Annotated in this window: 20 protein-coding genes; 14 read left to right on the top strand and 6 right to left on the bottom strand. The window is 68.1% G+C overall.

Features of this window, described 5'->3' with window-relative positions; all coding sequences use genetic code 11:
• Positions 1-9 precede the first annotated feature (9 nt).
• On the bottom strand, positions 10-990 hold the full coding sequence (locus tag DM816_RS22965; protein WP_117212411.1) for an alpha-ketoacid dehydrogenase subunit beta: 981 nt from the start codon (positions 988-990) through the stop codon (positions 10-12).
• A complete protein-coding gene (gene pdhA / locus DM816_RS22960; protein WP_117212410.1) occupies positions 987-2,117 on the bottom strand; it encodes a pyruvate dehydrogenase (acetyl-transferring) E1 component subunit alpha in 1,131 nt (376 codons plus the stop codon). The genes DM816_RS22965 and pdhA overlap by 4 nt, the downstream gene beginning before the upstream one ends.
• A gap of 341 nt (positions 2,118-2,458) precedes the next feature.
• Here pdhA and DM816_RS22955 point away from each other — a divergent pair, with 341 nt between their 5' ends.
• The gene (locus tag DM816_RS22955) at positions 2,459-3,355 is read left to right on the top strand and encodes a hypothetical protein (RefSeq protein ID WP_117212409.1); all 897 of its coding nucleotides are present in this window, start codon (positions 2,459-2,461) and stop codon (positions 3,353-3,355) included.
• Here the strand turns inward: DM816_RS22955 and DM816_RS22950 are convergent.
• Positions 3,325-4,587, bottom strand: a complete 1,263-nt coding sequence (locus DM816_RS22950; protein ID WP_117212408.1) for a P-loop NTPase family protein — start codon at positions 4,585-4,587, stop codon at positions 3,325-3,327. The two genes, DM816_RS22955 and DM816_RS22950, sit on opposite strands and share 31 nt — an antisense overlap.
• Complete coding sequence (locus DM816_RS22945) at positions 4,584-5,192, bottom strand: GTPase (protein ID WP_117212407.1); 609 nt, start codon at positions 5,190-5,192, stop codon at positions 4,584-4,586. Before DM816_RS22945 ends, DM816_RS22950 begins: the two co-directional genes overlap by 4 nt.
• Before the next feature lie 100 nt (positions 5,193-5,292).
• Here DM816_RS22945 and dnaK point away from each other — a divergent pair, with 100 nt between their 5' ends.
• Genes dnaK through DM816_RS22925 form a run of 4 tightly spaced genes read left to right on the top strand, consistent with a single transcriptional unit; the run spans position 5,293 to position 9,408 of the window.
• On the top strand, positions 5,293-7,131 hold the full coding sequence (gene dnaK, locus DM816_RS22940; protein WP_117212406.1) for a molecular chaperone DnaK: 1,839 nt from the start codon (positions 5,293-5,295) through the stop codon (positions 7,129-7,131).
• Positions 7,128-7,823: a nucleotide exchange factor GrpE gene (grpE, locus tag DM816_RS22935; RefSeq protein ID WP_117212405.1), complete on the top strand. Its 696-nt coding sequence runs from the start codon at positions 7,128-7,130 to the stop codon at positions 7,821-7,823. The genes dnaK and grpE overlap by 4 nt, the downstream gene beginning before the upstream one ends.
• 8 nt (positions 7,824-7,831) lie before the next feature.
• Positions 7,832-8,998 (top strand): molecular chaperone DnaJ, encoded by a 1,167-nt coding sequence (gene dnaJ, locus DM816_RS22930; protein ID WP_117212404.1) that lies wholly within the window; start codon positions 7,832-7,834, stop codon positions 8,996-8,998.
• Between the two features lie 5 nt (positions 8,999-9,003).
• The gene (locus DM816_RS22925; RefSeq protein WP_117212403.1) at positions 9,004-9,408 is read left to right on the top strand and encodes a heat shock protein transcriptional repressor HspR; all 405 of its coding nucleotides are present in this window, start codon (positions 9,004-9,006) and stop codon (positions 9,406-9,408) included.
• Between the two features lie 113 nt (positions 9,409-9,521).
• On the opposite strand, the gene DM816_RS22920 is transcribed toward DM816_RS22925, so the two are convergent.
• Complete coding sequence (locus tag DM816_RS22920; protein WP_281274353.1) at positions 9,522-10,736, bottom strand: FAD-dependent oxidoreductase; 1,215 nt, start codon at positions 10,734-10,736, stop codon at positions 9,522-9,524.
• Between the two features lie 141 nt (positions 10,737-10,877).
• Between DM816_RS22920 and DM816_RS22915 the strand changes: the two genes are divergently transcribed.
• A complete protein-coding gene (locus DM816_RS22915; protein WP_117212401.1) occupies positions 10,878-11,105 on the top strand; it encodes an antitoxin in 228 nt (75 codons plus the stop codon).
• Positions 11,106-11,235: 130 nt separating this feature from the next.
• On the opposite strand, the gene DM816_RS22910 is transcribed toward DM816_RS22915, so the two are convergent.
• Positions 11,236-11,664 carry a hypothetical protein gene (locus tag DM816_RS22910; protein ID WP_117212400.1) on the bottom strand — a complete coding sequence of 143 codons (429 nt, stop codon included), beginning with the start codon at positions 11,662-11,664 and terminating at the stop codon, positions 11,236-11,238.
• 139 nt (positions 11,665-11,803) lie between these two features.
• Here DM816_RS22910 and DM816_RS22905 point away from each other — a divergent pair, with 139 nt between their 5' ends.
• From DM816_RS22905 to DM816_RS22870, 8 genes are all read left to right on the top strand, one after another.
• Positions 11,804-12,937 carry a hypothetical protein gene (locus DM816_RS22905; protein ID WP_162907730.1) on the top strand — a complete coding sequence of 378 codons (1,134 nt, stop codon included), beginning with the start codon at positions 11,804-11,806 and terminating at the stop codon, positions 12,935-12,937.
• A 27-nt stretch (positions 12,938-12,964) separates the two neighbouring features.
• Positions 12,965-15,544: an ATP-dependent chaperone ClpB gene (gene clpB / locus DM816_RS22900; protein WP_117212398.1), complete on the top strand. Its 2,580-nt coding sequence runs from the start codon at positions 12,965-12,967 to the stop codon at positions 15,542-15,544.
• A 76-nt stretch (positions 15,545-15,620) separates the two neighbouring features.
• The gene (locus DM816_RS22895; protein ID WP_117212397.1) at positions 15,621-16,253 is read left to right on the top strand and encodes a hypothetical protein; all 633 of its coding nucleotides are present in this window, start codon (positions 15,621-15,623) and stop codon (positions 16,251-16,253) included.
• Between the two features lie 152 nt (positions 16,254-16,405).
• Entirely contained in the window at positions 16,406-17,050 is a 645-nt protein-coding gene (locus DM816_RS22890; RefSeq protein WP_117212396.1) for a hypothetical protein, read from the top strand.
• A gap of 9 nt (positions 17,051-17,059) precedes the next feature.
• Entirely contained in the window at positions 17,060-17,905 is an 846-nt protein-coding gene (locus DM816_RS22885) for an SDR family NAD(P)-dependent oxidoreductase (protein WP_117212395.1), read from the top strand.
• Positions 17,906-17,952: 47 nt separating this feature from the next.
• Positions 17,953-18,483 carry an orotate phosphoribosyltransferase gene (gene pyrE / locus DM816_RS22880; RefSeq protein WP_117212394.1) on the top strand — a complete coding sequence of 177 codons (531 nt, stop codon included), beginning with the start codon at positions 17,953-17,955 and terminating at the stop codon, positions 18,481-18,483.
• Positions 18,484-18,540: 57 nt separating this feature from the next.
• The gene (locus tag DM816_RS22875; RefSeq protein WP_020522607.1) at positions 18,541-18,918 is read left to right on the top strand and encodes an ArsR/SmtB family transcription factor; all 378 of its coding nucleotides are present in this window, start codon (positions 18,541-18,543) and stop codon (positions 18,916-18,918) included.
• 195 nt (positions 18,919-19,113) lie between these two features.
• Positions 19,114-20,901 carry a VWA domain-containing protein gene (locus tag DM816_RS22870; RefSeq protein WP_117212393.1) on the top strand — a complete coding sequence of 596 codons (1,788 nt, stop codon included), beginning with the start codon at positions 19,114-19,116 and terminating at the stop codon, positions 20,899-20,901.
• Positions 20,902-20,977 lie beyond the last annotated feature (76 nt).

Here is a 20,977-nt window from a genome sequence, read left to right as displayed (position 1 = left end):
GGCCGCCGCTCACCACCCGAACGAGCGGTCGACGCCGTCGAGCACGCGATCCAGGTCGGGTAGGTATTCCTCCTCCAGCCGGGCGGCCGGGTAGGGCGTGTCGTAGCCGGTCACGCGCAGCACGGGGGCCTCCAGCGAGTAGAAGCACTCCTCGGTGATGCGCGCCGCGAGCTCCGCGCCCAGGCCCAGGTTGCCGGGGGCCTCGTGCACCACGATCGCGCGACCGGTCCTGCGGACCGACTCGTACACGGGCACCATGTCCAAGGGCGACAGCGTGCGCAGGTCGATGACCTCCAGCGAGCGCCCGTCCTCCTCGGCGGCGGTGGCGGCGTCCAGCGCCGTGCGCACCATCGGCCCGTACGCCAGCACGGTCACGTCGGACCCCGGCCGCGTCACGACCGACTCGTGCAGAGCGAACGGTGCGGAGTCCGTGTCGACCGGACCCTTCTCCCAGTAGCGCCGCTTCGGCTCGAAGAACACGATCGGGTCGTCACTCGCGATCGCCTGCTGGATCATCCAGTACGCGTCGGACGGGTTGGAGCACGCGACCACCTTGAGCCCGGCGGTGTGCGCGAAATACGCCTCCGGCGACTCGGAGTGGTGCTCCACCGCGCCGATGCCGCCGCCGAACGGGATGCGGATGACGATCGGCAGGCTCACCTTGCCGCGCGAGCGGAAGTGCATCTTGGCGACCTGGCACACGATCTGGTCATATGCCGGGTACACGAAGCCGTCGAACTGGATCTCGACGACCGGCCGGTATCCGCGCAATGCCAAACCGATTGCGGTGCCGACGATTCCGGACTCGGCCAGCGGGGTGTCGATCACCCGGTCCTCGCCGAAGTCCTTCTGCAGCCCGTCGGTGATCCGGAAGACCCCGCCGAGCTTGCCGATGTCTTCGCCCATGAGCACGACCTTGGGGTCGTCCTCCATGGCGCGGCGCAGCCCGAGGTTGAGCGCCTTGCCGATGGTCAGCGTGTCGGCCATCAGTGACCCCCTTCGTGCGCGAACGACGCGTGGTAGGCGGCGAACTGCTCCCGCTGGGCATCGATCTCATGCGATCCGTTGGGATAGACGTTGGCGAACATCTCGGTCGGGTCGGGGTCGGGCAGCGCCAGCACGCGCTCGCGCAGCTTCACCGCCTCCGTCCTGGCGTCGGCGTCCACCGAGGCGAAGAACTCGTCGTCGGCGAGCCCTTCCCGCTCAAGGAGCTTGCGAACCCGCGCGATCGGATCCTTGGCCTGCCACTCCTCGACCTCGCTGGCGACCCGGTAGCGGGTCGGGTCGTCGGAGGTGGTGTGCGCGCCCATGCGGTAGGTGTAGGCCTCGATGAGGGTCGGGCCCTGGCCGTGCCGCGCATTGTCGAGCGCGGCCCGGGTCACCGCATAGGACGCGAGCACGTCGTTGCCGTCGACCCGCACGCCGGGGAAACCGAAGCCGGAGGCCCGCTGATACAGCGGGACCCGTGTCTGGCGCTGCAGCGGCTCGGAGATCGCGTATTGGTTGTTCTGGCAGAAGAACACGACCGGGGCGTTGTAGACGCTGGCGAAGATGAACGACTCGTTGACGTCGCCCTGGCTGGTGGCGCCGTCGCCGAAGTAGGCGATGACCGCCTCGCCCTCGTCGGTGCCGACCTTGCCGTCTTTGTTGATGCCCATCGCGTAGCCGGTCGCGTGCAGCGTCTGCGCGCCGATCACGATCGTGTAGATGCCGAACTTGTTGGCGATCGGATCCCAGCCGCCTTGATCGACACCGCGGAACAGGCCCAGCGGCATGATCGGGTCGATGCCCCGGCAGTAGAGCACGCCGTGCTCGCGATATGTCGGGAAGGCCATGTCCTGCGGGCGCAGCGCGCGCCCGGAACCGACCTGCGCCGCCTCCTGCCCCAGCAGGCTGGCCCAGATGCCCAGCTCGCCCTGCCGCTGCAGGGCCGTGGCCTCGGCGTCGAGCTTGCGGACCGTCACGAGGTCGCGATAAAGCCCGCGTAGCTCGTCGGCGTCGAAGTCGACGGAATAGTCGGGGTGCGTGACCCGCTCCCCGTCGGGGGTCAGTAGCTGCACGAAGTCCACGTCAGCGCCGGGTGGTGGCGCCGACCGCTTCGATTCGGCTCTGGTCATCCGTGTCTCCCAATGTGTCTACCCGGCGGCGGGGTGTGCCACCGGCGTTGGCAGCCACGCCTAGCCCCGGTGGGGGTTGCCGCGTGGTCAAAGATGTCAGCCCATCTTCGAGGCGTGGCATAACCCTGGATGACCCACGGCCACACCTGCGAAAGCGACGAATCGCGGCAACCCGCCAACGCTGCGGAGTTGCCAAGCGATGCGTCACCATCGCCGCCCGATGGCCCTAATACTGCCGCATCCGTGGCCCCCGTCACAGCTCCGCGCGGTGATCTAAGTCTCCAGACATAACCCTGATGCGTTGAACACCGCGACTCCCCGGTTTGACAATTGAGGTAACAATGTCCGATTTCCTGGAACAGGTATTCGCCGCCCAGGCACTTGAAGCTTCCCCGCGCCGGCGTCGGCGCAAACTCGACAAAGGGTTCGCCGGTGGCCGATACGCCGTCATGGTGACCCTCATGGCTGGTCTGACCGCCGTGCCAACCTGGATAATGCTGCGGGCGGGCGCCGAGGGGCTCGATCAACCGGCCGCCGCCAGCCTGCAGCCGCTCCTGATCGATTTGGCGGTACCCGACACGGCCGCGCCGGTCACGCCGAGTCCCACGGTCGTGGCACACCGTGAGCCGCAGTCGCCCGTGCAGCCGCCCCTCCCACCGGTCGCGACGACGCCGCCCGTGCTCGAGAAGCGGTCCTATGTGGACACCGGCACCAGGCCCGTGCAGAAGAAGCGGCCCACCAAGCCCAAGACATCGACGCAGCAACCACAGGCTCCAGCGAGCCCCACGCCGGCGACGCAATCTCCAGTGGTCACGTCGCCAGCCGCGCAAAGCCCGATGATCCCCACGCCGACGAAGCAACGTCCGACGAGCCCCACACCGACCACGGCGCAACCTCCAGCGCCCTCCGTGCCGGCGGTGCGGCCTCCGATCTCCACGCGGGCCACACAGCCTCCGGTGGTCTCCCCGCGGGCCACACAGCCGCCCGTCTCCACGCGGACCACCCGGCCGCCGGTCTCCACGCGGACCACCCGGCCGCCGGTCTCCACGCGGACCACCCCGCCTCCGGTCATCCCGGCGCTGCCACCGCCGCCGAACCTGGCTCCGACCACGGCGCATCCCACGCGGACCCGGATTACCGAGCGGCCGGCCGTCGAGCGGCCCGAGGAGCCCTTCTCCACATCGGAGCGCGAGGAAAAACGGCGTCGTCAGGCGAGCGATCTGCGAGCGCGCTCGTAGCTGGCGAGGACCCGGCGCACCGGCTCGACGACGTAGCGCAGAGCGACCCGCTCGATCTCCTGCTGCAGCAGCGCGTCGGTGCGCGCCTCATAGCGCCGCTTCCCGCCCGGCAGCCACACCCGCCGAGGCCGGTTGGCGGCGACGACCTCCATCGCCTGGTTCACCACGTCGGGCAGCTCGCCGATGCGCGAATCGGCCGCCCGCAGGACCGCCTCCTGCCACGCCTCGGGCAACTCGGCGGCGGCCGCGGAGGCGTATTCTCGTACCCCCAAATCGATCTCGTTTTTCAAGAACCGGTCGACGAGGGGCCCGGAGGCGGGCTGGGCGCCCGGCGGTCCAATCAGGACGGACAGCTCGTTCAGCGTGGCCGAGACGTCCCGGTCGACGGTGTCCGCGCCGGCCGTGCCGCTCGCGATGATCGGCTCAAGCAGGGCGCGCAGCGTCGCCACGCCCGGATGTCCGTTGGCCGCCTTCTCCGTCGAGAACGGGCCCGGCTTGGGCTTGATCGGGCCGCGTTTGGTGGCCGGCAGCTCCGGGACCCTGTCAGTGGCCGACGTGGCCACGAGCGGCACATTGGCCAGCCCGCCCTCGTCGAGCAACTGCCGCAGATCGGCGCCGACCTTGGGCAGGTGGGCGGGCAGCAGCTTGTCGGTCTGGTTGAGCGCCACGATCAGGCCCGACCGCTGGCCGGCGAGCTGGCGCAGGTATCCCTCGTGCACCAGCTGATCGGCGTATTTCTGCGGGTCGCAGATCCACACCACGACGTCGACCAGGTGCAGCAGCCGATCCACCTCGACCCGGTGCTTGGGCTCGACCGAGTCGACGTCGGGCAGGTCCAGCAGGATCATGCCGCGCAATGTGGCCTCGTCGTTGGCGTCCAGCGGGGACTCGCGCGTGAACCGGCGCCGCGGCGAGACACCCAGCCAGTCGAGCAGCTCGTCGGCCTGGGCGAGGCTGCCCCACACGCACGCGTAGGGCTCCGATGTCGTCGGCCGCAGGATCCCGGCCGGGGACCGGTCGATCGTGGTGAACGCGTTGAACATGCTCGACTTGCCGCTGCCCGTCGTGCCCGCCAGCGCGATCGTCGTGAAGTGCTGCGGGAAGCGCAGGCGGTCGGCCGCGCGCTCGGCGACGGCACGCGCCTGTGTGATCAGCGGTCGGTCGTCGAGATGGCCGGAAGTGGCGTCGAGAAAGCCTTGCAGGATGTCCAGCTTGGATGCGGGGGTGCTCACGTATCGCCTCCCTCATCCACCATTTTGCTCGCCGCACATTTGTGTAGGTATTCCCAGATCGGGGTGACAACCCTTTCGGGGAGCATTCCCTGCCGATCGAGCTGGGAATCCGGCACCACGAACAGGGGCACCGGCTCGCCCAGCAGCTCGGTGAGGTGGGGCAGGATCTCCTCCACCGCCTGCGGCGGCACCCGGTCGAGCACCACCGCGAGGTCGACCCTGCGCTGCTGCGCCGCACGCAAGTGCCGCCAAGCCTCGGCGTCAGCGTAGCGGGCGGCGGTGGTTACGAACACCCACAGATCCGCGTCGTCGAATAGCTCGTTGGAAAGGTCTCGATTGGCCTGATCAATCGAGTTGATGTCGGGCGCGTCGATCAGCGCGAGGTTGGCCGGCAGGGCGGGAGCCGAGACCGGCGTGAGGCCGTGCCGGTGGACCCGGGCCCAGCTGCGCGGGTGGCACACCAGGGTGGGGGTGCGGGTGGTGGGGCGCAGGATGCCGGTCGCGCTCACCGGGGCGCGGACAAGGCTGTTGACCAAGGTCGACTTCCCGGCGCCCGTTGGCCCGCCGATGACGGCGAGCAATGGCGGGGTCACTTGGTCAGACACGTTAAGAGCGTAACCGGCAAAGGCTCCGGCTCAAGTTGCGTGTCGGAGACTCAACCTTGTACCTTGAGTCTGGTTCACTCAAGTTATCTGGAGGAAAGACATGGCACGTGCGGTCGGCATCGACCTCGGGACGACCAACTCCTGTGTGAGCGTCCTAGAGGGCGGCGAGCCCACAGTCATCGCGAATGCCGAGGGCTCCCGCACGACGCCCTCGATCGTGGCGTTCGCCAAAAACGGCGAGGTGCTCGTCGGTGAGGTCGCCAAGCGTCAGGCGGTCACCAACCCGGACCGCACCATCCGCTCGGTCAAGCGAGAGATGGGCACCCACTGGTCCGTTGACATCGACGGCAAAAAATACACCCCGCAGGAGATCTCGGCGCGGGTGCTGCAGAAGCTCAAGCGGGACGCGGAGGCCTACCTGGGCGAGACCATCACCGACGCGGTGATCACCGTTCCGGCCTACTTCAACGACGCCCAGCGCACCGCGACCAAGGAGGCCGGTGAGATCGCCGGCTTCAACGTGCTGCGCATCGTCAACGAGCCCACCGCGGCCGCCCTGGCCTACGGGCTGGACAAGGGCTCCAAGGAGCAGACCGTGCTCGTGTTCGACCTCGGCGGCGGCACGTTCGACGTGTCCCTGCTGGAGCTCGCCGAGGGCGTGGTCGAGGTCAAGGCCACCAACGGCGACAACCACCTGGGCGGCGACGACTGGGACGAGCGCGTCATGGAGCATCTGATCAAGACGTTCCGCGGGCAGTATGGCATCGATCTCTCGCAGGACAAGATGGCCATGCAGCGGCTGAAGGAGGCGGCCGAGAAGGCGAAGATCGAGCTTTCCGCCGCGCAGACCACGAGCATCAACCTCCCCTACATCACGGCCGGCGCCGACGGCCCGCTGCACCTGGACACCACGCTCTCGCGCGCTGAGTTCCAGCGCATGACGCAGGACCTGCTCGACCGCTGCAAGCAGCCGTTCGAGCAGGCGATCAAGGACGCGGGCGTCAAGCTCGCCGACATCGACCACGTGATCCTGGTCGGCGGCTCGACCCGCATGCCCGCCGTCACCGATCTGGTCAAGCAGCTCACCGGCAAGGAGCCCAACAAGGGCGTCAACCCCGACGAGGTCGTGGCCGTGGGCGCCGCGCTGCAGGCCGGTGTGCTCAAGGGCGAGGTCAAGGACGTGCTCCTGCTCGACGTGACCCCGCTGTCGCTGGGCATCGAGACCAAGGGCGGCATCTTCACCAAGCTCATCGAGCGCAACACCACCATCCCGACCAAGCGGTCCGAGGTGTTCACGACGGCCGACGACAACCAGCCGTCCGTGCTCATCCAGGTGTTCCAGGGCGAGCGCGAGATCGCGGCCTACAACAAGAAGCTCGGCACGTTCGAGCTGACCGGCCTGCCGCCCGCGCCGCGCGGCGTGCCGCAGATCGAGGTCACCTTCGACATCGACGCCAACGGCATCGTCCACGTCAACGCCAAGGACCTGGGCACCGGCAAGGAGCAGTCGATGACCATCACGGGCGGTTCGTCGCTGCCCAAGGAGGACATCGAGCGCATGCGCCGCGACGCCGATGAGCACGCGGAGGAGGACCGCAAGCGCCGCGAGGACGCCGAGACCCGCAACGTGGCCGAGGCGCGCCAGTGGCAGACGGAGAAGTTCCTCGCCGAAAACGGTGACAAGCTGCCGGCCAACGTCAAGGAGGAGATCAACGACGCGCTGAGCGAGCTGCGGTCCGCGCTGGGCGGCACCGACATCGAAAAGATCAAGTCGGCGCACACCAAGCTCGACGAGGTCTCGCAGAAGGCAGGCGCCGCGCTCTACGAGCAGGCGCAGACATCGCAGGGCGCCACGGCCGGAGACGGCGCACCCGGCTCTTCCAAAGACGAGTCGGTAGTTGACGCCGAAATCATCGACGACGAGGGCAAGAAGCAGTGACTGACAAACCGAGCGCCAAGTCGGCGCCCGAGGAGTCGGGTGGCGGCGAGCGCATCGTGATCAGAGACAAGCGAAAAGTCAGCCCTTCCGGGACCGCCGGCGCCAAGCCGGCGGAGCCCGAGAAGCAACCCGAGACCCCGCCGGACCCGGTGGCCACCACGGCCACTGCTCCGGTGGACGCTGCCAAGATCGGTGAACTGGAGTCCGCATTGGACGAACGCACCAAGGATCTACAGCGGGTGACGGCGGAATATGCCAACTATCGCAAGCGGGTGGAGCGCGATCGCACGCTCGCCGCGGAGCAGGCGGTCGGCATGGTGCTGGCCGCCCTGCTCCCCGTGCTCGACGACATCGACCGGGCGCGCGACCACGGCGACCTCAACGGCCCGTTCGGCTCCGTCGCCGAACAGCTGGTCACGGTGGTGGGCAAGTTCGGCCTGACGGCGTTCGGGGTCAAGGGCGACCCGTTCGATCCCAAGCTGCACGAGGCGGTGGCGCACCTGACCTCGGCCGAGGTGACCGAGTCCACGTGCATCGATGTCATGCGCCGCGGTTACCTGCTGGGCGAGCGCCTGCTGCGCCCGGCGATGGTGGCCGTCGCCGACCCCGCACCCGAGCCTTCGCCCGCACCGGCGGCGGCCGCGACGCAGGAAGCCAAGTCGGAGCCGGAGTCCAAGTCGGAGTCGGAGTAGGACCGAAGGTGAGCTCGAAGGACTGGTTGGAGAAGGACTTCTACGCGGTGTTGGGCGTGCCGAAGAGCGCGCCGGCGACCGACATCAAGAAGGCCTACCGCAAGCTCGCCCGTGAACTGCACCCCGATCACAACCCGGGCAACGCCGGGGCGGAGGACCGGTTCAAGGCGGTGTCGGAGGCTTATGACGTGCTGTCCGACGACCGCAAGCGGCGGGAGTACGACGAGATGCGCTCGCTGTTCGAGTCGGGCGCGTTCCGCCGCAGCGCGCGTGGTGCGGGCGCGGGCCAGCCCTTCGACATGTCCGACCTGTTCGGCCAGGGCATGGGGCGCGATCAGCGGTTCAGCGGCGCGAGCTTCTCCGACCTGTTCGGCTCCATCTTCTCGGGCGGGACCGGGCCCACGGGCTACCGCACCGGCCCCGCCCGCGGCAGGGATGTCGAGACGGAGATCCTGCTGGACTTCCGCGACGCCGTGCGCGGGGTCGACGTGCCCGTGACCCTGCGGGCGCCCATGGTGTGCGACGTGTGCCACGGCAACGGGGCCAAGCCCGGCACCAAACCGCGCACCTGCCCGCACTGCGGCGGATCCGGCATGGTCACCCGCAACCAGGGTGCGTTCGGGTTCACCGAGCCGTGCCGCGACTGCCAGGGCGTGGGCACGATCGTCGACGAGAAGTGCCCGGAGTGCCGCGGCACGGGCGGTGTCACCAAGACCCGCACCCTGCAGGTGCGCATCCCGCCGGGAGTCGCCGACGGACAGCGCGTGCGGCTGGCCGGGCGCGGTGAGCCGGGCGAGCGCGGTGGGCCGGCGGGCGACCTGTTCGTGCGCGTGATCCTGCGGCCCGACACGGTGTTCGGCCGGTCCGGCGACGACCTGACCGTCACGGTGCCGGTGACCTACGCCGAGGCGGTGCTCGGGGCCGAGGTCCGCGTGCCCACATTGGACGGGATGGTGAAGGTCCGCGTCCCGGCGGGCACGCCGAGCGGGCGGATGCTGCGGGTGCGCGGGCGCGGGGTACCGAAACGGGATGGGCATTCCGGCGACCTGTTGGTTACCGTCGATATAGTCCTCCCCACTCCCGACGAGCTCACGGCGGAAGCGCGCGAGGCGCTGGAGACCTTCGCGAGCCTGACCCGACCCGCACGACGGGACCATCTGGAAGATCTGAGGTGACCACAATGGACGAACACGACAAGGTTCTGCTCATCTCCGTGGCTGCCCAGCTCGCCGGGATGCATCCGCAGACGCTGCGGCAATACGACCGCATGGGTCTGGTCGAGCCGGGCCGCACCGCCGGGGGCGGCCGGCGTTACAGCTTGCGCGATGTCGAGCTGCTGCGCGAGATCCAGCGGCTGAGCCAGGAAGACGGGGTCAATCTGGCCGGGGTCAAGCGCATCATCGGGCTTGAGCGCCTGGTGGGCGAGATGCGCGAGCAGATGACCCGCATGGCCGAGGAGCTGACCGAGGCGCGGCAGCGGCTGGAGGAGCTGGAGACGATGTCGGCCTTCCCGCGCCGCGAACTCATGCGCACCAGCCGCACCTCCACCGCCCTCGTCATCTGGCAGCGCCCCTCAGACAGCTGATCATGCACTTAGGTCCATGCTCGGCGGCGTGTCGCCGCATCAACTTTATGATCTGCGCGCGCTGCTGGCCATGAAGCTGGCGTCACGACACGCCGCCGAGAATGGACTTATGGTCATGATCGACGCGAAGGTGAGGGTTGGCGGCGGGCGAAGGGCGGGGCGTGTTCGGGGCGGAAGCCCACGCCCACGAGGTATGCGGGCACGAACGAGGCCGGTGGGAAGTTGCGCATCAACGCCAACACCGGCTTGGGAGGGCCCGACCGTCGTCCTTGGACGATCGGCCCGAGCAGCGCGCGGTGCATGGCCCGCTGCAGCAGCTGCACCAGAATCGTCGGGAGCAGCCGGCGCCTGCGAACGCGCGCCAGGTCGGAAGGTCTTACCCGGCCCCGCTTCAGTGGCTCGGCGAGCAGGGTTGCGGCCGCGACGGCGTCCTGGATCGCGAGGTTGATGCCCACGCCGCCGACGGGCGACATGGCGTGCGCGGCGTCGCCGATGCACAGCAGACCGTCGACGTGCCAGCGCTTGAGCCGGTTCAGCCGGACGTCGAGGTGCTTCACGTCGTCCATGGAGGACAATTGGTCGACGCGGCCGGCAACCGGCGGGATGAGCTCCGCGATGTCCCGGCGGAACGCCTCGATGCCACGGGCACGCAGCTGCGTGTCGGTGCCCTTCTCCAGCAGGAAGGCCAGCTGCAGGTGGCCCTCGCGCGGGATGATGACCGCCATCTGCCGGTTGCCGGTCCGGGGCATGAGCGCGGTCAGGTCGTCGCCGGGCTCGCGGGGCAGGCTGAACCACCAGACGTCAATCGGTACCGAAAACTCCTTGGGTTTCAGATCGGCCTGCTGCCGGGCGAGCGACCATCGGCCGTCGCACGCCACGGTCAGGTCGGCGCGGATCTCCTCCCCGTCGGCGAGGCGCACGCCCGCCACCCGACCGTCCTCTTTGAGCAGTGACGTCACCTCGGCGCGCATGCGCAGCGTGTAGGCGGGCTCCTCCCTGCCCGCCTCGGCCAGGAGGTTGAGCAGGTCCCACTGCGGGACCATCGCGACGTATGGATGCCGCACCTTGAGCCGATCGAAGTTGGCGAACGGGATCTCCGTGTCGGCGTCGATCGGAAAGGCGATCCGGTGCAGGTGATTTTGCGGGAGCGCGGCGAAGCGCTCGCCGAGGCCGAGCTCGTCGAGCAGTTGGAGGGTCGACGGGTGCACCGTGTCGCCGCGGAAGTCGCGCAGGAAGTCGCCGTGCTTCTCCAGCACCGTGACGTCGATGCCGGCGCGGGCGAGCAGTAGTCCGAGCACCATCCCGGCCGGACCTCCACCAATGATCACGCAGGTCGTCATCCCGTACCCCCCCTTTTTCAACAAGCGATGAATTATCTGAACTGTACGCCTGAGGCGGTCGATCCCGGTAGGCTGAGGCCCAAGGAAGTCCGATATGTCGGGCTAATGCCAGCGAGGTGGGGGATCTCAATGGGCATCATGGATCAGGCGAAGAACGCACTCGGTCTCAACGAGGATGAAGACGCCAAGGGCAAGTCGACCGGCGCGGCCGAGAAGGCGAAAAACCGGGCCAAGGAAGCGGTCGGCAAGGCAGGCGACGCGGTGGACCAGAAGACGGGCGGCAGGGGCTCGGGCCAAGTCGATGCGCTGCAGGAGAAGGCCAACGAATACATAGACAAGCGGACGCAGGCGAGCTAGCCGGCGGCGAGCGCCTCGCAAACGTTAGCTGTCATCGCGAAGCGAAGCGGTGACAGCACTTAGTGAGCGGGGCGTTTCTTGCGCGGGTGTGGTCGATCGTGGAGCGTTCGACCACACCCGCTGCGTGCTCTTACAGGCGCCGGGTCTGGCGCACCAGGCCGCCCTCGCACCAGTCGTGGTAGTCGAACAGGGTGGGCTGGGACAGCAGCCGGCGCGTGTTGTGCGCCCAGGTCGCCATGAGCTCGTCGCCCTCCTCCTCGGCCTCCTCGACCAGTTTGCGCAGCTTGCGCCTGGGATGGGCCTTGAAGCCGGTGCGGATCGCATCGGCGGCGTAGATGTAGCAGCAGTGCAGGGCGAATCTGCGGGCCGGGCAGCCCGGGTCCATGGCCAGGTCGAACAGCGTCGCGATGAGACGGTCACCCGCGATGAGCAGGTCCCAGTCGGGCGGCATGGAGCTCAGCGGCACCGAGTCGGGCACGTAGGCCCAGCTTCGCAGCTCGTTGGGACTGGGATCGACCGGGTTCGCGAAACCGCGAAACACCGCCGAGGCAGCGCTCATTTGCAAGACCCCCTCTTCAAGCGCAATGACCAGCGGCGTTGCTGCGGCGACAACGTAGCGTGCGCATCCGGCCACGCGAAAGGGCTGTCATCAATCCGTTATCGGAACCAAGTGCCATATTCGCGACTCTCCACGTGGCATGAGAGGTTTGCTGGCCTGCCTGACGATCACCGCCCTGGTCGGGGCGTGCGCACCCAAAGCCGGGCCCACCGAGGCGGGGCCATCGCCGGTGACGGGGTTGCCGTCGCCCACCATCATTAACCAACACGTCGCCGCTGTCGATGTCCCATCGGATTTCGATGGGGTCTGGCTGGAGTTCGCATCGGTGAAGCACGGATATGCGATGTTCAGCAAGTATTCGCCGGACAGGACGGCGGAGGCCCGCCTGTTCAGCACCGTCGATGGTGGGATGACCTGGACGGCCCGGCCCCACCCGCAGCCGATCGCCAAGGATCAGCAGATGTACGTCATCGACGCCCGCACGGTGTCGCTGCAGACCGGTGAGAACGAGTGGCACGTGTCCACCGACGGCATGGCGAGCTGGCAGCGGGGCAGCCGCTACGGCTACGCGCTCGGCGATGGACCGTTCTATGTGGACTGCCACGACGACGACTGCCTGATCCGCAGCCATGCCGGATCAGGGTGGCAGCGGGCGTTGCCCAACGGCCATGACAGCGGCGTGCTGACCAACATCGGCAACGGGCGCTACTGGCTGGCCAGTGTCCACAAGGGAGCGCCCGTCACGCAGCTGGACGGCAAGGACGTGAAGGTGCCCGCGCAGGAGGGGCGCAGGGTCTTTCGGGCGCAGGTGATGGTCTCGCAGGATGGGGCCGACACGTGGCTTCTGGCCGACCAGGACCCGCTGGAGCTCGCGAGCGGTCCAACCGGTGTGGTCGTCAATAACTCCGTTCAGGCAAAGCTTTCGGCCTCAGTCGTCGCGGGAATGAAGGGCACCGGTTTGCCATTGATTTGGAGGCTGCGCGACGGGGTGTGGGTCGCCCATCCGACCACGACCATCAAGGAGAAGCCGAACTGGCCGTACTCGGTGGTTTCCGCCGGCGGCGGGGTGCTGGTGATCGCGGGTCCGGAGGGTCCGATGTACTTCACGGACAGCCCGGCGAGCGTCGCCGATCTGCCCAGGCTCGACTGGGTCGGCCAGACCCGGGACGGCACGCTGTTTGCCCGCCCGCACGCCGACCAGAACACGATTTACCTGTCCGCGGGCACCGGCCAGGCACGCCAATGGATCAGGGTGACGCTCTCGCGGAGCTAACTTGAGTCGGCTAGACTCAACTCTGCTATGGATACTCAGCGTCTCACCACCAAGTCCCGCGAAGTGATCACTTCTGCGGTTTCCACCGCGCAGCAGCGCGGCCACGCAACCGTCGAGTCCTGGCATCTCCTGCTGGCCCTGCTCGATACGGGCGGGTCGACGGCGGTCGGGCTGCTGCGCGCGGTGGGCGCCAACCCGGCCGAGGTGCGCCGCGCCGCCATCCGGGCCGTGGAGCAGCTGCCCACCGCCCGTGGCGCGAGCGTGGCCGAGCCGTCGCTGTCGCGCGAGTTCGTCAACGCCATCAACGCGGCCGAGCAGATCGCGCGCCCGCTGGGCGACGAATACGTGTCCACCGAGCACCTGCTGGCCGGGCTCGCCCGGGTGGGCGGCGCCGTGGGCACGGCGCTCAAGCAGCAGGGCGCGACGGAGGAGGCGCTCGTCGCGGCCTTCCCGCAGATTCGTGGCGGCGACCGGCGCGTGACGAGCCCCGACCCCGAGCAGCAATACCAGGCGCTGGAGAAATATGGGGTGGATCTGACGGCGCGGGCGCGTGACGGCAAGGTGGACCCGGTCATCGGCCGCGATGCGGAGATCCGCCGCGTGATTCAGGTGCTCTCACGGCGTACCAAAAACAATCCGGTTTTGATCGGAGAGCCCGGCGTCGGCAAGACCGCCATCGTCGAGGGGCTCGCGCAGCGCATCGTGGCCGGCGACGTGCCGGAGTCGTTGCGCGACAAAAAGCTCGTGAGTCTTGATCTTGGCGCGATGGTGGCGGGCGCGCAATACCGCGGCCAGTTCGAGGAGCGGCTCAAGAGCGTGCTTGAGGAGATCAAGGCCAGCGACGGGCAGGTCATCACGTTCCTCGACGAGCTGCACACGGTCGTCGGCGCGGGCAAAGGCGAGGGCTCGATGGACGCGGGCAACATGCTCAAGCCCATGCTGGCCCGCGGCGAGCTGCGCATGGTCGGCGCGACCACATTGGACGAATATCGCGAGCACATCGAGAAGGATCCGGCGCTGGAGCGGCGGTTCCAGCCGGTGCTCGTGGGCGAGCCGTCGGTCGAGGACACGATCGGCATCCTGCGCGGGCTCAAGGAGCGCTACGAGGTGCACCACGGCGTGCGCATCACCGATGCCGCACTCGTCGCCGCCGCAACGCTTTCCGACCGCTACATCTCCGACCGGTTCCTGCCCGACAAGGCGATCGATCTTGTAGACGAGGCTGCGTCCCGGTTGCGGATGGAGATTGACTCGCGGCCCGTCGAGGTCGATGAGATCGAGCGTTCAGTGCGCCGCCTCGAGATCGAGGAGATGGCGCTGGCCAAGGAGCCCGACCCGGCGTCGGCCGAGCGGCTGGCCAAGCTGCGCGCCGAGCTCGCCGACCGGCGCGAGCAGCTGACCGCGCTGTCGGCCCGGTGGAAGGACGAGAAGTCCCACATCACCAAGATTTCGACGGCCAAGGAGCAGCTGGAGGAGCTGCGCAGCCAGGCCGAGCGGGCCGAGCGTGACCTCGACCTGGCCATGGCGTCCGAGCTGCGCTACGGCCGCATCCCGCAGCTGGAGCAGGAGCTGGCGAAGGCCGAGGCCGAGCTCGCCGTGCTGCAGGCCAAGGGCGCGATGCTCAAGGAGGAGGTCGGCGCGGACGACATCGCCGAGGTGGTTTCGTCGTGGACCGGCATCCCGGCCGGGCGCATGATGGAGGGCGAGACGGCCAAGCTGTTGCGCATGGAGGAGTCCCTCCAATCGCGAGTGATCGGCCAGGCCGAGGCGGTCACGGCCGTTTCCGACGCGGTGCGCCGGGCGCGTGCCGGGATCGCCGATCCCGACCGGCCCACGGGTTCGTTCCTGTTCCTCGGCCCGACCGGGGTGGGCAAGACCGAGCTGGGCAAGGCGCTGGCCGAGTTCCTGTTCGACGACGAGCGGGCGATGGTGCGCATCGACATGAGCGAATACGCGGAAAAGCATTCCGTCGCAAGGCTTGTCGGCGCGCCCCCCGGCTACATCGGATACGAGGAGGGCGGGCAGCTCACCGAGGCGGTCCGGAGAAGGCCCTACTCGGTGATCCTGCTCGACGAGGTGGAAAAGGCCCACCCCGACGTGTTCGACATCCTGCTGCAGGTGCTCGACGACGGGCGGCTCACCGACGGGCAGGGGCGCACGGTCGACTTCCGCAGCGCGATCCTGATCCTGACGTCCAATCTGGGCACGCAGGTGATCGGCGACCCGACCCTGTCGGAGGAGCAGCGGCGCGAGGCCGTGCTCGCGGTGGTGCGCGGGCACTTCAAGCCGGAGTTCCTCAACCGCCTCGACGACATCGTGGTGTTCCATGCGCTGACCCAAGACGAGCTTACGTTCATCGTCGACATCCAACTGGAGCGGCTGCGCCGGCGCCTCGCCGACCGCCGCCTGACCCTCGACGTGACGCCGGAGGCGCGGCAATGGCTGGCGAGCCATGGATACGATCCGATCTATGGGGCGCGTCCACTTCGGAGGCTTGTGCAGTCGGCCATCGGCGATCAGCTCGCCAGGGCGCTGCTGTCCGGGAAGATTCGCGACGGCGACAAGGTGACGGTCGCGCGCGAAGGGGACGCTCTGATGGTGAGCTGACCCTCCTCCTTGAGATGGAGCGACTTTCCATCTGAAGTGCCAGGCACGGTTTGAGCACGGCGTCTACGGTGTGCGTATGTCATACACGACACCACCACCGCCTCTTGGCGCGCCGACGCCGGCGGCCCGTCCGGGCACGGTCAGCCTGGCCACGACTTTGCTCTATCTGCTGACCGTGCTGTCGTTGATTTCCATCGCGCTGTCGGTCTACACCGCCACGTTCTACGACCGGGCCAAGGTCGAACAGATCTACCGGGACGCCGGCGCGGATCGGGCGATAGCCGAGAGCCAGGCGACCGGCCTGGTCGTCGGCTCATACCTGGGGGCCGGTCTGGGGCTCCTGCTCGTCGCCGGATACCTGGTCTGTGCGATCTTCGTCGGCCGGGGCAAGCAGTGGGCGCGCATCCTGGCATGGGTGTGGGCGGGCCTGTTCGGCATCTGCTGCGGCATCGGGGGGCTCGTGGTGCTCGGCGCGTCCAACGCGCTGACCGGCAGCATGGGCAACGTGGGCGGCATCGACCAGAAGAAGGTCCAGGAGGACCTGCAGGCGCTCGTACCGGACTGGCTCAACTCGGCGACCATGGTGCTGGGCATCATCTCGGTGCTAGCGGCCATCGCGGTCGTCATCCTGCTCGCGCTGCCCCCGTCGAGCCCGTATTTCCGCAAGCAGGAGGCGCAGTGGACGCCGCCGACCTACCCCGCTCCGTAATTCTTGCTCCCTGCTAAAGCAAGTCGCGGGATGGACTGCCGGTCATGGCGGCGACAGACCCCCTTGCCGGCAATCTGTAAAAACTAAATAACCGGACATTTTACTCACCCCCGGGTAACTTCCTTTTAGGACGTGTACCCGGGGGTGCCTTTATGAACCGCTTTCAGCGGCCCGTTGTCGTCACCATCGCCGCGGTCATGATGGGCCTGATGGCCCTGCTGCACCTGGCAAGCGCCATAACCTCACTGGCGGCCATCGGCGAGGCGACCCGGGTGTTCCGCGATCTGGCAAGGCGCGAGCGGTTCGACAGCACCGACATCGACGCCGGGATCACGGCGCTGCGCGGCGGCCTCATCTGCACGAGCGCCGTCATGGTGCTGTTCGCGCTCCTGCTTGCCGGTCTGGCCTACGGCATCTGGCAGGGCAACCGCCGGGCGCGCGTCGTCACGTGGGTCGTTTGTGGACTGGGCGTGCTGTGCGCGTGCTGCACCGGCTTCGGCGCGACCGCCTCGTTCAGCCCCGCCGCGACCATCGCCGCCGATCGCAGCGAACTCCTGGGCGGCCTGGTCGTGCGGGCGTTGCCGGATTGGGCCGGCGCCATCGTGCTGGGCTCGTCCGGCCTGTCTTTGCTGGGCTACATTGCCACTGCCGTACTGCTCGCCTTCCAAGGGGGTACCGATTCCGGCTCGCAACCGCCCACTCACCCTCATCCGCACTCGCACGCCCAGACGCACCTGCCCTATCCGCAACCACCGGCGCACCCCTCACACCCGGCGCCGCCGCCTTCCGAACCCTGAGGTGACACGATGACCCCGACCGCACCGGACACAGTGGCCGAGCCCGCGCAGGAGAGCGCGGCGGAAAGCGAGCGTCGCGTCGCTCTGGTGACGGGCGCGACCGCGGGCATCGGCCGGGCCTTCGCCGTGCGCCTGGCGACCGAGGGCTGGGACCTGGTCCTGGTGGCCCGGGATGCCAAGCGGCTCAAGGAGTTGTGCGCGGGCCTCGCCGCGAGCTATCTGGTGAGCGCGGAGGCGCTGCCCGCCGACCTGTCCACCGACGAGGGCACGGCCGCGGTGGAGGCCCGGTTGAGGGCCTCAAAGATCGACCTTTTGGTCAACAATGCAGGCCTTTCGCTCAATACTCCATTCCTGAAGTCCACGGTGGACAAAGAGTTGTACCTACTCTCAGTAAATGTCCAGGCTGTGATGCGACTAACGCATGCGGTACTGCCGGGCATGGTGGAGCGCCGCTCCGGCGGCATCATCAATGTATCGTCAGTGGCCGGTTTTGCTGCGACAATGCCCGGCAGCACGTACCCGGCGAGCAAAGCGTGGGTAACGCATTTCAGTGAATCCATCGCGCTGTCGGTGGCGCGGCACGGGGTTCGCGTGATGGCGCTGTGCCCCGGCTTCACCCGCTCCGAGTTTCACGAGCGGGCAGGCATAGACATGAGCAAGACCCCGAAATGGATGTGGCTCGACACCGCGTCCGTGGTCGCCGATGCCCTGCGTGACCTGCAGAAAGGGAAGACGGTCAGTGTCCCAAGTGTGAAGTACAAGGTCCTCGTCGGCTTCATGCGGCACACCCCGACGCCACTGCTGCGCCGGTTGGCAAAGGGAGCAAGGGTGCGAACCGGGCGCGACACAGAGTGACGCACCCCCTGTAGCCAGCTGGAATCACGCGTTGTAGTCTCTGGTCCATGCCCGCACACGACGAACTCCGTAAATTCATCACTGATCTGGCGGTGGTGCGGGGACAGTTCGTCCTGTCGTCGGGGGCGACATCGGATTGGTACCTGGACATGCGTCGACTGACACTCGACCATCGCGCCGCGCCACTCGTTGGCAAGGTTATGAACGAACTCACAGCTGATTGGGAGTTTGACGCGGTGGGCGGTCTGACGATGGGGGCCGACCCGGTGGCGACCGCGATGCTGCACACCTCGAGCCGTGCTCTGGATGCGTTCGTGGTGCGCAAGGCGGACAAGGTTCACGGCCTCCAACGCCGGATCGAAGGACCCGGAGTGAAGGGCCGCAAGGTACTCGCTGTCGAAGACGTCAACACTACGGGGAGTAGCGTTCTAACCGCCGTCGAGGCACTCCGCGAGGCGGAGGCCCAGGTCATCGGCGTTGCGGTTATTGTCGATCGAGGCGCGGGTGAGGCAGTGCGGGCCGCCGGACTGCCATATCGGGCCGCCTATACGTTGGCCGACCTTGACCTGTCGGCCTAACGGAAGTCAGATCCGTACCTGCTAATATGTAGGTGGATCGATGCTGTTGTTGGAAGGATGGATCACGTGGGAACTGCCCTGGTGGAAACCCCGCTGCCTCAGATCTCGCCGCTTGCCGGCGAGCCAATCGAAAGAGCCGACGCTGAGCGCCTTGCCGGCGTCCTGAAGGCTCTCGCCGACCCGGCCCGGCTCCGGCTGCTCAGCCTGATCCAGTCGGCTCCGGAAGGCGAGGCCTGCGTTTGCGACCTGACCGCCCCGCTGGGTCTTTCCCAGCCGACCGTCAGCCACCACCTGCGCATCCTCACCGAGGCCGGTCTGCTGAACCGGGACAAGCGCGGTGTGTGGGCGTACTACAGCCTGGTGCCGTCGGCCATCGCGACGGTCGCCGAGCTGCTGACGCCGCCTCGCAAGCGTGCCACCAAGAAAGCGCGCTGAAAATTTCTTGCAAAGCGCTGTCGGGTTGAGCCAGACCCGGCAGCGCTTGCTTCTTTTCCCGCCCCCTGCCGTTCGGGCCCACACCCCTGTGTGCTGCAGGGACTACGCACAGTAGTTTGCCCAAACTCCGAGTTGTGCTCATATTCTTGGGTTCTAAGCTGACGCGGACACCCCTTGAACCCTCGGAGCCTCAACATGGGACGCCACAACCTGTCGCGTTTGCTCGGAGACCACGCGGAAGAATTTGACCCCGGTTATGGTCCCGGCGCTGGCCCGCACGCGGCGGGTTACGCGGCGCCACCACCCCCGCGCCGGCGCAGGCGCCGGGCGCTACGCACCCCGCTGGCGGTGATCGGTGCGCTTGCCGTGATCGGTGCGGGCATGGTCATCCTGCGCTCCGTCGCCGCCGACGCCGACGGATGCAGCAGCAGCTCCGGAATCAGGCTCACGGTCGCCGCCGACCCGGCCGTCGCGCCCGCGATCAGCGACATCGGCGCCCGCTGGACGGCAAGCCGCCCCGAGGTGCGCGGCGAGTGTGTGCGGGTCGAGGTCGTGTCCAAAGCCTCCCACGACATCGCCGAGGGCATCGCCACGTTCGCGGGTGGATGGGTTGACGTGGCCGCCAAACCGGCGCCGACACCGTCCGAGTCGGACCTTCCGGTGGTGTGGATCCCCGACTCCTCCTACTGGATCGGGCGCGTGCGCGGGGTCAATCGCGAGGCGTTCGAGGGCACGGTCGCCTCCGTCGCGTCGAGCCCGGTCGTGCTCGCCGTGCCGGAAAACGTCGCCCGTGGCATGGGTGCGCAACCGGACAAGCCGTTGGACATGGCCACCCTCAAGCGGCTCTCGCTCGACCCGAGCGGCAAAGCCCCGTTGAAGCTCGGGCTCGTCGAGCCGAGGCGCGACACGGCCGGGATGGTCGGCACCATGGTGCTTGCGGACGCGGTCGTGGAGTCCGAAAAGGACCTGCCCAACCTCGTGTTCGCGTACCGGTCGATCGGCGCACAGGTCAACGACCTACAGGCGCTGTGGCAGGCGTTTGGCAAGGGTGTGACCGGTGCGCCCGTGAGCGAGCAGGCGCTGCTGACCTACAACGCGAGCGCGAGCGGGGCATCGGCCCCGATGGCGGCGGTTGGCATAGCCGACGTGGCGTCGCTGGACTTCCCCTACGCCGTGCGCTCGCAGCAACAGCTCAACGTGCAGACCGCAGCGGCCGCCTTCCGCGAGGTGCTCACCAGCGGGCAGTACAACACCGTGCTGGCACAGCACAGGCTGCGCTCCGCCGACGGCAAGGCCGCCTCCGGGTTCCCGACCGGGCACGGCGTGACCACGACCGCTGTGCACGTGCAGCCGCTGTCGGACATGGCCAAGGTCCAGTCGGCGCTGCGGGTGTGGGTGGCCGCACGGACACCCTCGCGCGTCGTGGCGATGGTCGACGCGACCTCCTCGATGGGGCTGCAACTGGGCAGCGGCAAGACCCGCATGCAGGTCATGAAGGAGGCCGCGATCTCCGGGCTGCGGCTGTTCACGGACGAGAGCGAGGTCGGGCTGTGGGGGTTCGCCGGTCCGGGGCACGCGCCGATGGTGCCGCTTGAGCAGTTGGGCAAGCCTGGGCACCGGGAGCAGTTGGCCGGCCGCATGACCGGGGCGAGTCCACAACCGACCGACGTCACGCCGCTGTACCAGTCGATTCTCGCGGGCTATCAGCTGTTGCTCGACGGGTACAAGCCGGAACTGTCCAACACGCTCGTGGTGTTCACGGATGGTCAGGAAAACACGGGCAAGTCGTTGCGCGACGTGCAGCGGGAGCTTGAGATCCTGGCCGATGTGACGCGGCCGATTCGGGTGGTGCTGCTGGGGATCGGGCCCGACATCCAGCTCGCCGATCTGGAGGGGATCGCGCGGACTACGGGTGGGGTGGCGTTTCAGGTCAGTACGCCGGATGAGATGCAGGGGATCTTCTTGCGGGCACTGCTCGCGTAGGCGCGAGGTGGGGGCGTTCTCGGGGGGTTGCTTGGGGGCGCTGGAAATGCTTGAAGTTGGCACCGCGTCGACAACG

The sequence above is a fragment of the Allorhizocola rhizosphaerae genome (assembly GCF_003426775.1).
Taxonomy (GTDB): Bacteria; Actinomycetota; Actinomycetes; order Mycobacteriales; family Micromonosporaceae; genus Allorhizocola; species Allorhizocola rhizosphaerae.
Note: the sequence above shows the minus strand (reverse complement) of the source record. Positions and strands in the feature narration are given on the sequence as shown.

Bases quoted from the DNA above. Each gene is read 5' to 3' on its own strand.
- pdhA (WP_117212410.1), bottom strand. From the start codon at position 2,117: ATGACCAGAGCCGAATCGAAGCGGTCGGCGCCACCACCCGGCGCTGAC.
- DM816_RS22955 (WP_117212409.1), top strand. From the start codon at position 2,459: ATGTCCGATTTCCTGGAACAGGTATTCGCCGCCCAGGCACTTGAAGCT.
- dnaK (WP_117212406.1), top strand. From the start codon at position 5,293: ATGGCACGTGCGGTCGGCATCGACCTCGGGACGACCAACTCCTGTGTG.
- DM816_RS22925 (WP_117212403.1), top strand. From the start codon at position 9,004: ATGGACGAACACGACAAGGTTCTGCTCATCTCCGTGGCTGCCCAGCTC.
- DM816_RS22915 (WP_117212401.1), top strand. From the start codon at position 10,878: ATGGGCATCATGGATCAGGCGAAGAACGCACTCGGTCTCAACGAGGAT.
- DM816_RS22910 (WP_117212400.1), bottom strand. From the start codon at position 11,664: ATGAGCGCTGCCTCGGCGGTGTTTCGCGGTTTCGCGAACCCGGTCGAT.
- DM816_RS22905 (WP_162907730.1), top strand. From the start codon at position 11,804: ATGAGAGGTTTGCTGGCCTGCCTGACGATCACCGCCCTGGTCGGGGCG.
- clpB (WP_117212398.1), top strand. From the start codon at position 12,965: ATGGATACTCAGCGTCTCACCACCAAGTCCCGCGAAGTGATCACTTCT.
- DM816_RS22895 (WP_117212397.1), top strand. From the start codon at position 15,621: ATGTCATACACGACACCACCACCGCCTCTTGGCGCGCCGACGCCGGCG.
- DM816_RS22890 (WP_117212396.1), top strand. From the start codon at position 16,406: ATGAACCGCTTTCAGCGGCCCGTTGTCGTCACCATCGCCGCGGTCATG.
- DM816_RS22885 (WP_117212395.1), top strand. From the start codon at position 17,060: ATGACCCCGACCGCACCGGACACAGTGGCCGAGCCCGCGCAGGAGAGC.
- pyrE (WP_117212394.1), top strand. From the start codon at position 17,953: ATGCCCGCACACGACGAACTCCGTAAATTCATCACTGATCTGGCGGTG.
- DM816_RS22875 (WP_020522607.1), top strand. From the start codon at position 18,541: ATGGATCACGTGGGAACTGCCCTGGTGGAAACCCCGCTGCCTCAGATC.
- DM816_RS22870 (WP_117212393.1), top strand. From the start codon at position 19,114: ATGGGACGCCACAACCTGTCGCGTTTGCTCGGAGACCACGCGGAAGAA.